Below are 8,792 nucleotides of genomic sequence, written 5' to 3'. Positions count from 1 at the left end.
GCTCATCGCACTCCCATAGTCGCCCCTCGCCAGCACATTCGGGGCAAACCTCAATGACTCGGCGACCAAAGATCTCCTTTGGATGCGGCTGACCGGACTCTCCTTTTTCGGTCATTGTTCAATTGCCTTCCCTCGCACGAGTGGCGTTCTCATCACCGGGCGATGTGTCGTCGTAGGGACCGTATTTGCCGGGTAGGACTTTGCTGACGCCGTACCCTCGCCGCCTTCGCATCGTTGGAAGCAGGTCGGGAGTTGGCTCGTCGCCAGTCGTCAATTCCCAGAAGCACTCCGGGCAGAAGTCCGCCGCCGACAGCGAGTTGGGGACATGAAATCCAGCTTGAGCAAGATGCCTTTCCGCATTGGCGAGCAACGCTGACCAACCGCTGTCATCGTCGCACTTCTCGCATTTCCAAGAGTCGGTTCTTTGGTTCATTGATGGTTGCTCGCTGTAGACTTGGTGAACTGGCACTTACGAGATCCCTCGATCTAAAAAATGCCGAATAGCGATTACGGTCAATCGCTATCACGCTTGAACGTATAGAAGGCGTGAGCAAGACCCGGTTGCGATGGAGGCTGCGACTTGAATTCAGTGGGACGCTTTGCCTTGTCCTCTTTGTTGAAGATGAAACAAAGCTTCAGTTCATCCCCATTCACTTCGTAGATCCCGATCCACTCTGTGAGATTGTTGCCCGGCACTCGTTTGCCAATCAGATCGAAATGCCCGCTCTTCGGGTCAATTTCAAACTTGCCGACCCAGCTTGAACCCACCTTTTCCATAATCAACGAATTTCGTGAAATCACGAGGCGTCGGCGTTCTTGGCGGACTTTATTTGGGTCTTGAGGCTTACCGTTCTCTTCACCGGCAATGCATTCCCATTCGCCCTGTAGCGAACTTGAACTTTCGTCGTTCGTGGCGGCGACTGATTGCTTTTCGAGCAACTTGATCTGATCCCGAATAGCAATCGCACCTTCGAGATTGCCCTTCTTGGTTTCCTCAATGAGTGACTCTTTGAGGGTTGCAACGTACTTGGTTGTGGCAAGACCCGCTGCTTGACTGAACCGCTCCTGTGCAGCCGCCATCGCCTTGCGGTATTCCTCAGCGGGATCGGCGGCTGTGACAATGCCGATTTGTGCCAACAGAACGAAGGCTGCAAGTAGCCCCAAAGTCGTGATCTTCATGCGATTCTCCTCGTGATGAGCCAGTGATTCTTTCGTGGGCTGTTCAAAAGCAACCCCTCTGAAGATGAAAGCGAGTGCGGGGTCAAACACGGCTCAGTCTTCACATAAATCTCACATTTCTGGTCCGCTCATGAGCTACTCGCCAGTCGGCACTCGCCCTTCTTAATGGAGGCGGACCATTCCGATGTTCGTTGTTCGTCCACCACGGGATCGTGCAACGGAGAGCGGATTGGGATTAACGACTGACCTACAGAACGAATTGCAGCGGCTCAGCGAGGGGTGTCCCGAATCCCGACGCACCATCGTTGAGTTGTGCTGTCAACGACTTCGGACGATGGCTCGAAGAATGCTCAAGAGTTACGGACATGTGCAGCGATGGTCCGACACAGACGATGTGTTGCAGGCGAGTCTGTTGCGACTACACAGAGCCTTGGCATCGGTTCAGCCAGAATCCGTGCGGAAGTTCTACGGTTTGGCGGCGACCCAAATACGACGTGAACTGATCGATCTGGCTCGGAGTCATTACGGACCTCAAGGGATCGGAACCAAGCACGATAGCGATGGCGGCAACGCATCGGAGCGATGTGAAGATCCATTCGAACCGGAATCGGTGGCAGCTTGGACAGAGTTTCATGTGGCGGTAGAAGCACTGCCGGAAGCCGAAAAAGAAGTCGTCAGTTTGTTGTGGTACGACGGACTCACCCAATCTGACGCAGCCCGTGTCCTTGGAATTTCTCTCGCTACGCTGAAACGCCGCTGGGTGTCGGCTCGTCTCCTCCTCAAAGACCAACTCGCAGGAGGACTCGATATTGACTGATGACGAAAAAGATTTGATCGCCGACCTGCTCGTGCGTTGGGAAGAAGCCTTCGAACAAGGTGAGGACATTCCAGCCGCAGAACTTTGCACTGAATGTCCCCAACTGACGCAAACAGTTCGCTCAAAGATCGAGAGCCTGAAGACAACGGCTTGGACGAAACGTGATCCTGCTCGTCCGTTGACTGACCAGCAACCGTCCAAGGATATTTCTGGCACTGTGCTGGCAGACCGGTATCGACTCGATTCACTCTTGGGATCGGGCGGCTACGGGCAAGTTTACAAAGGACAAGACCTGAAACTGCAACGTCCGGTCGCTGTGAAAATCGGGCATCATCGCACGTCATGCGATCTACTGCTCGATGAAGCCCGGCGAGTTGCTCGGTTGAAACATCCCGGCATCGTTGGTGTTCACGACTGCGGAGAGCACGATGGTCGAGTCTTCCTTGTGTTCGAATATGTTGACGGTCAGAGTCTCGCCGAACTCGTGCGTTCGAAGAGGCTTTCGACCAGAGAAGCCGTCGAATTGGTCGCCACGGTCTGTGAATCGCTTTCCGCTGCTCACAAGCTCGGATTGGTTCACCGGGACATCAAGCCAGAAAACATCTTGATCAATGAGTCTGGTCATCCTTTGGTGGGTGACTTCGGAGTCGCTTGCACGCTCGACGATGTCGCAAAAGGGCGAGCCGGAACGAGCGGCACGCTGGCTTACATGTCGCCTGAAATTCTGTCGGGAGACATGCAGCTTCTCGACGGTCGCTGCGACATCCACTCACTCGGCGTCGTACTTTTCGAGTTGCTCTGTGGACAGACGCCGTTCCCTGCAAAGGACAAAACAGAACTGCGTGAACAAATCCTTTTCCGTTCACCGATGCAAGTGCGTGAGATCGTTCCGAATGTGTCGGAAAAGCTTGAGGCGATCTGCTCAAAAGCAATGTCGAAACATCCGGGTGATCGGTACGAATCGGTAGATGACTTTGCCGCCGCACTGCGGAAATGTCTGGAAGCCGGAACGAGCCGTCGAAGTTGGCTTCGCATCGTCGGGCTGATCGCTTTGGTAAGCCTCGTTGGTCTCGCAATCGCTTACTTCGTCACCAGTCCAAGCAGCGATGGCTTAGTCCGTGATGGTGTCCTGCACTTCGATGGTCGGACGAGAATCGTGACCAACTTACAAAGGACGCTCCCGGTGACATTGGAAGCATGGGTCAAGCCAGATCCTTATCGTGACGAGAATTGCCAGTTCATCATCGGTAGCGACATTCCCGGCGAATACGGTCTCGGAATAGCCATTTGCGGCTCGATGCTCTCGGTGGAATACGTTGAAGGGATGGTGAACTCAACTGCCGCCGTTCCACCAAACCGCTGGTCCCATGTGGCTGCTGTTTTTTCCGAAGACGAGACTCGCCTCTATTTGAACGGCAAACTTGTCGAAACCGCCTCCGGTTCGACGCTGGGAGGCGAGACTCGGTTCGTCATCGGGAATGTCGGTCAGGACAACTTGATCAGTTTCTACCGAGGACAGATCCGGTCAGTGCGGATTTCGACGGGCGAGCGGTACACAGGCGAGTTTGAGCCGAAAGAGCTTGAGGCAGCAGAGTCGTTGTTCTTTCTTGGAACGGGCGATGAGCGGGTTCAAGACCACCAATTTCTTGATGAATCTGGTAGAGTTAAGGGGCGAGTTGAGCGATTCTGAGTTGTAATCAACTCTTTCCACATAGAAATGCTAACCAGAAAGAAATGCGATAAGTGCCACTAGCATCGACACTTCCGGCGTCACGTACACCGTTTGACCGATCAGCCTCACGATGGCATGGAAATTCTCCCTGCCCCTGTGGGTATCTGTCTGATCCGCGTCGGAAATGTTCCTGTAATCCGGCCCAGGTAGAACGGTACCTCTCCAAAATCAGCGGACCGTTATTAGATCGAATTGACATTCATATTGAAGTGCCTCCCGTCCCATTCCGCGAACTTTCGAATCAGTCATCGGGTACGAATAGCGCAACCATGCGTGAACAGGTACTCGAGGCCCGGGAGGTTCAGGCTCGCCGCTTCGAGAATGAAGCAACGTCGCATAACGGTCGGATGACGCCTCGTCAGTTAAGAAAATATAGTCCTTTGGCAGCAGATGCAGAGGCGTTATTGAAATCAGCGATGGAAGAAATGGGGCTTTCGGCGCGGGCACATGACAAAATTTTACGCATCAGTCGGACGATTGCCGACCTGGATCAAAGTGACCAGATTACGGCAGCCCATGTCAGTGAAGCCATCAATTATCGCACACTTGACCGACAATTCTGGTCGTGAGATCTCTTGCGCATGAATTTGAAATATTTGACGATACAATTTTGAACTGGTATGCATGAAGTATTGAGAAAATCTTCAGCAAAGCGAGGAATTGATTTACCGATTTTAGTTTGCAGGTTTTTCGATAGAGAGCGGATTTGGTTCTTCAACAACCGGGAATATCCCTGGCGCATTTTCAGAATACCATTGTTTGAGAACATCTAACCATTGTTCTCTATTTTTGACGGCGATAAAGGCATCGCGAACTGCTTTTCGTTGTGGATGAAGTTCCGAATAAAAAATTCCGAATTTCCGCATGGTGTTACAGACTTTTTTCTCTCCGTGAAACGTGCTGGCAATTTCAAAATGTTCGGTAATCACGGTGCGTTGCTCTTCTACGTCGGGAGGTGAAATCTGCCGACCATTGAGTAAGTCAGCCGTTTGTTGAAAAATCCAGGGGTTGCCGATAGCACCGCGGGCAATTGAGACTCCATCCACATGAGTCACGCGCAACATATCAATACAGGCTTGCGGCGAAAATAGATCGCCACTTCCAATAACCGTTTTTTGACCTGCATGTTGTTTGACTCGTTTGAGGAATTCCCAGTTACTGGGACCTACATACTTTTGATGCACAGTGCGTCCATGGACAGTGATGGCAGCCAGTCCGCGTTCGTAGGCACCATCAAAGATACGAAAGAAGTGATCTTCCGATTCTGCAGTATCATCAATGCCTCGCCTCATTTTTAATGTCACAGGCAAATGTTCGGGAACCGCGTCTCTCACACGAGAGATAATTTCTAGCGCCACTTCAGGCTGACCTAGATGATAGCCACCACGACAACGGCTCATGACCTTTTTGACAGGACAACCAAAGTTAATGTCGATCACATGAAAGCCGGCCTCCACCAACCTTTGAGCCGCAGGTCCGAATTCTTCGGGTTCCGAACCCATTAATTGACCACCAACCGGAAACTCGTCCTGATGGCAGTACATCATCGCGTGCTGTTTACCCTGTTTGGATTGCACAATCATCCGGTCGATCATTACTTCACAAAGAGTGTAGGTAGCACCCAGCTTTGCAGCGATGACCCGCATCGGATAATCACTATAGCCGCTCAAAGCTGCTTGATACAGAGGCGATTTCAATTGATAAGAGCCGAGGGAAGCCGGCTGTAACTGATTGACTAACATAATTGTGTCGGACTTAACTCTCTGGTTGAAGTGATTTCAATCTGGGAACGAATTCAGTAACTCTCTGGTAATCTGGCCGGGATGTTCATGACTGCAAATCGCACTGCTGATGGCAATACGTCGCGCGCCCGCCTGTAATACTTTTTCCAGGTTATCTGCATTGATACCTCCGATGGCAAACCAGGGGAGTTTAATTTCTGCTGCGACCTGATTCACGAAATCCAATCCTGCATATTCATGTTCTGCAAATGATTTTGTACTCGTTGGAAAAGTGGGACCGACTCCCAGATAGTCGGCTCCGTCCAGTACTGCCTGACGGGCCTGATCTATATTATGTGTGGAGACGCCGATCAATCGCCGTGATCCTACGATTTCTCTCACTTCGCGGACTGGTAATTCTTCCTGACCCACGTGCACACCATCGGCGTCAATCGCAACAGCGAGGTCCGGTCGGTCATTCATGATGAGAATCGCACCGGCGGCTCTTGTCCACTCACGCACACGCTTTCCATGCTCGAGAAGTTGACGGTCGGTCATTTCTTTTTCACGAATCTGTACGATGCCCACCCCCGCTGTCAGAGATTCACGAATAGCGGGCCCGGAGCCATGATGACATAACGATTCTGAAACGAGTAAATAAAGCTGGCAGTTTTTTAATCTGCTCTGGTTGTGCACACAGGCCAGGACACTTTTTTCCAGAGTGTAAAGGGCGTATCGCATCTGCTTAAAAATTGCAGCCGCTTCCACAGAGAGCAGTTTAGAAAACTCTTCCAGAGTGCGCGTCGCTTCCTGCACGCGTTTTAAATTTGCCTGCAACAGATGCTCCATCGTTTGTCGATCAAATTCCGATGTGTTGCTGATGTCCGTTCCGACATCGTTAAGCGTATCGCGGCTGGCAATCAGTGATTCCTGTCCGATGAACTTGAGCGCCTCTGCCAGTTTGTGGCGGTTGGTTTTGAGGAGCTCCATCAAATGCGCATCGTCCAATGTAAAACGTAGATAGTCTTCTATTACCCGTAAGCCTTCCCGTAGACGGTTGGCGGCGGCATCGATGGTTCTTAAAGTATTTGTGTGGTCGCTGACTGTTGTGGAAACCGGACGGAGCGCAAAATCCACGTCAATTGGGTCAGCCGTTTGACGGTGAACGTTGATGGAATCCACTAGAGATTCTGTCGAAAAAATACCGTGTGCAGCAAGCCATTCTGAATGCCTGCCCGAAGTTGCTAGTAGCCCACACAATAGGTGCTCGCTTCCTATTTCAGTCGGGCCTTCGAATTGTCTGGCCTGTTCTAAAGCGTGATTCAGAATTTCTCCCAGTGAGGAAAAATGGTGCAAAGCCTCTGAAAACTCAAGTGGCTGATCCGAAACGTCTATTTTTGGAGATAAATTATCATCTGGTAGTTCAAGCTGAAATTCGGTGAGAATCATTTTCAATTTGATCTGGTGTGATTGCAGTATTTCGGCTGCCCGTGATTCTTGGCAGGCAAGTGCTGCCAGCAGATGTACTGCATCCAGTTCCAATTCTGCCGCAGCGCGCGAGATCTCTTTTGCCTGTTTTAATGCGCGCTGGGCTCCGGATGTTAGTAAGTGCTGCATGGCAATTTTGGGCGTTTTTCTTTGATTTGTAGAGAGGAATGCCACAATTCGTGGCTATTTGTGTAATACCCTGCATTAAACAGGTTAACCGATCAAAGGCTTATCTTGCTAGATTCCGGCATGGGTACTAGAATTGAATTTAGTGGTTTTATGGATTGTATCGAATGGATGGCTTTTCCTGACTGGCGATGACCGCTACTTTCCATTATGAACTAGAGTATTCAGTCTATACGAGGAGTCCCTCCGAAAATAGCAATGTTAAGATGGGTAATATATTTCAATAAGTTGTTTTTTTCCTGGCACTTCCTTTTGTGATTCAGGTGTAGTTTTGGGAAAATCCTCGACGTTTTTTTGTGAGTAACGTATTATTCCATTGGACCTTTCCTTTTCAAAGTTATTTCCGATTCAAATCAATTCATTGTTAATAGAAGTTTGCCTTCTGGAAACAGCGTGTTTGAGATAAAAAGACATAGAAAACACAATTCAATCTTTAATACTAGTTTGGGAGAATAGATTACTGCGTTTGGAATAATCGATTTCAAGGCGTAATCAAAACGTTCATCCAAAAGTGCCCAAAATGAAACAGGGCCACAGGAGAAATTAGTTATGTACGAGCGGTTTACAGATCGAGCTCGAAAAGTGATGCAGTTGGCCAATCAAGAGGCTCAGCGGTTTAATCACGAATATATCGGGACCGAACATATCCTTCTTGGCTTAGTCAAAGAGGGTTCCGGAGTGGCAGCAAACGTTCTGAAAAATTTGGACGTGGATTTGAGAAAGATCCGTCTGGAAGTAGAAAAGATTGTTCAATCGGGACCTGATATGGTCACGATGGGCAAGCTGCCTCAAACACCCCGCGCTAAAAAAGTCATCGAATACGCGATGGAAGAAGCACGGAATTTGAATCATAATTATGTTGGAACCGAGCACCTGCTTTTGGGTTTGTTGCGAGAACAGGATGGCGTTGCCGCCCAGGTCTTGATGAATTTAGGTCTCAAGCTGGAAGAAGTACGAGAAGAAGTACTGAATCTTCTAGGACATGGGCTGGAAGGTGCCGAAGCAGGCGAACGAACACCTGGCACAGGCAGTCAGAAAGCGGGGAAAAGTAAGACACCCGCTCTAGACAGCTTCGGTCGTGATTTAACCGAACTTGCTAAGCAGAAAAAACTTGACCCGGTCATTGGACGCGCCAAGGAAATTGAGCGTGTTATTCAGATTCTCTGTCGCCGCCAAAAAAATAACCCTGTTTTGTTAGGCGAAGCAGGCGTTGGTAAAACCGCGATTGTAGAAGGTTTTGCCCAGATGGTTATCAATGGGGAAGTCCCTGATTTACTCCGAGATCGTCGGATCGTTGTACTGGACTTGGCGATGATGGTGGCGGGCACGAAATATCGTGGTCAGTTTGAAGAACGCATTAAAGCCGTCATGAACGAAGTACGTCGTGCTAAAAATACGATTCTGTTCATCGACGAATTACACACACTGGTAGGAGCCGGCGGCGCAGAAGGTGCCATTGATGCTTCCAATGTATTGAAGCCCGCTTTGAGCCGTGGCGAATTACAGTGTATTGGTGCTACCACTCTGGATGAATACCGTAAATACATTGAAAAGGATAGTGCTCTGGAACGACGCTTCCAGAATGTGATGGTAGAACCACCGACCGACACTCAGACGGTCGAAATTTTGCGTGGTTTACGGGAACGCTACGAAGAGCACCATAAAGTAC

At 50.0% G+C, this 8,792-nt stretch carries 8 protein-coding genes; 4 read left to right on the top strand and 4 right to left on the bottom strand.

The features are described from left to right. Positions 1-118: 118 nt before the first annotated feature. Both Q0668_RS11250 and Q0668_RS11245 read right to left on the bottom strand, forming a co-directional pair. Complete coding sequence (locus Q0668_RS11250) at positions 119-274, bottom strand: hypothetical protein (RefSeq protein ID WP_298864385.1); 156 nt, start codon at positions 272-274, stop codon at positions 119-121. A gap of 239 nt (positions 275-513) precedes the next feature. Continuing rightward, a complete protein-coding gene (locus Q0668_RS11245) occupies positions 514-1,179 on the bottom strand; it encodes a TIGR03067 domain-containing protein (RefSeq protein WP_298864382.1) in 666 nt (221 codons plus the stop codon). 184 nt (positions 1,180-1,363) lie between these two features. Here Q0668_RS11245 and Q0668_RS11240 point away from each other — a divergent pair, with 184 nt between their 5' ends. Genes Q0668_RS11240 through Q0668_RS11230 form a run of 3 tightly spaced genes read left to right on the top strand, consistent with a single transcriptional unit; the run spans position 1,364 to position 4,297 of the window. Next, positions 1,364-1,996, top strand: coding sequence for a sigma-70 family RNA polymerase sigma factor (locus Q0668_RS11240; RefSeq protein WP_298864378.1), 633 nt, complete (start codon positions 1,364-1,366; stop codon positions 1,994-1,996). Next, complete coding sequence (locus Q0668_RS11235; RefSeq protein WP_298864374.1) at positions 1,989-3,686, top strand: protein kinase; 1,698 nt, start codon at positions 1,989-1,991, stop codon at positions 3,684-3,686. The genes Q0668_RS11240 and Q0668_RS11235 overlap by 8 nt, the downstream gene beginning before the upstream one ends. A 53-nt stretch (positions 3,687-3,739) precedes the next feature. After that, the gene (locus Q0668_RS11230; protein WP_298864371.1) at positions 3,740-4,297 is read left to right on the top strand and encodes an ATP-binding protein; all 558 of its coding nucleotides are present in this window, start codon (positions 3,740-3,742) and stop codon (positions 4,295-4,297) included. A gap of 105 nt (positions 4,298-4,402) precedes the next feature. On the opposite strand, the gene Q0668_RS11225 is transcribed toward Q0668_RS11230, so the two are convergent. Further along, a complete protein-coding gene (locus tag Q0668_RS11225; protein ID WP_298864368.1) occupies positions 4,403-5,470 on the bottom strand; it encodes a tRNA-dihydrouridine synthase in 1,068 nt (355 codons plus the stop codon). Positions 5,471-5,506: 36 nt separating this feature from the next. Next, positions 5,507-7,066, bottom strand: a complete 1,560-nt coding sequence (locus Q0668_RS11220) for a thiamine phosphate synthase (protein ID WP_298864365.1) — start codon at positions 7,064-7,066, stop codon at positions 5,507-5,509. A gap of 606 nt (positions 7,067-7,672) precedes the next feature. On the opposite strand from Q0668_RS11220, the gene Q0668_RS11215 reads away from it, so the two are divergent. Continuing rightward, positions 7,673-8,792: Clp protease N-terminal domain-containing protein (locus Q0668_RS11215; RefSeq protein ID WP_298864362.1), on the top strand; the 1,120-nt coding region annotated here is incomplete at its 3' end.

This window comes from uncultured Gimesia sp., from assembly GCF_937910335.1.
Lineage (GTDB): Bacteria > Planctomycetota > Planctomycetia > Planctomycetales > Planctomycetaceae > Gimesia.
The sequence above is the reverse complement of the archived record's forward strand: the minus strand, read 5'-3'. Positions and strand labels throughout refer to the sequence as shown.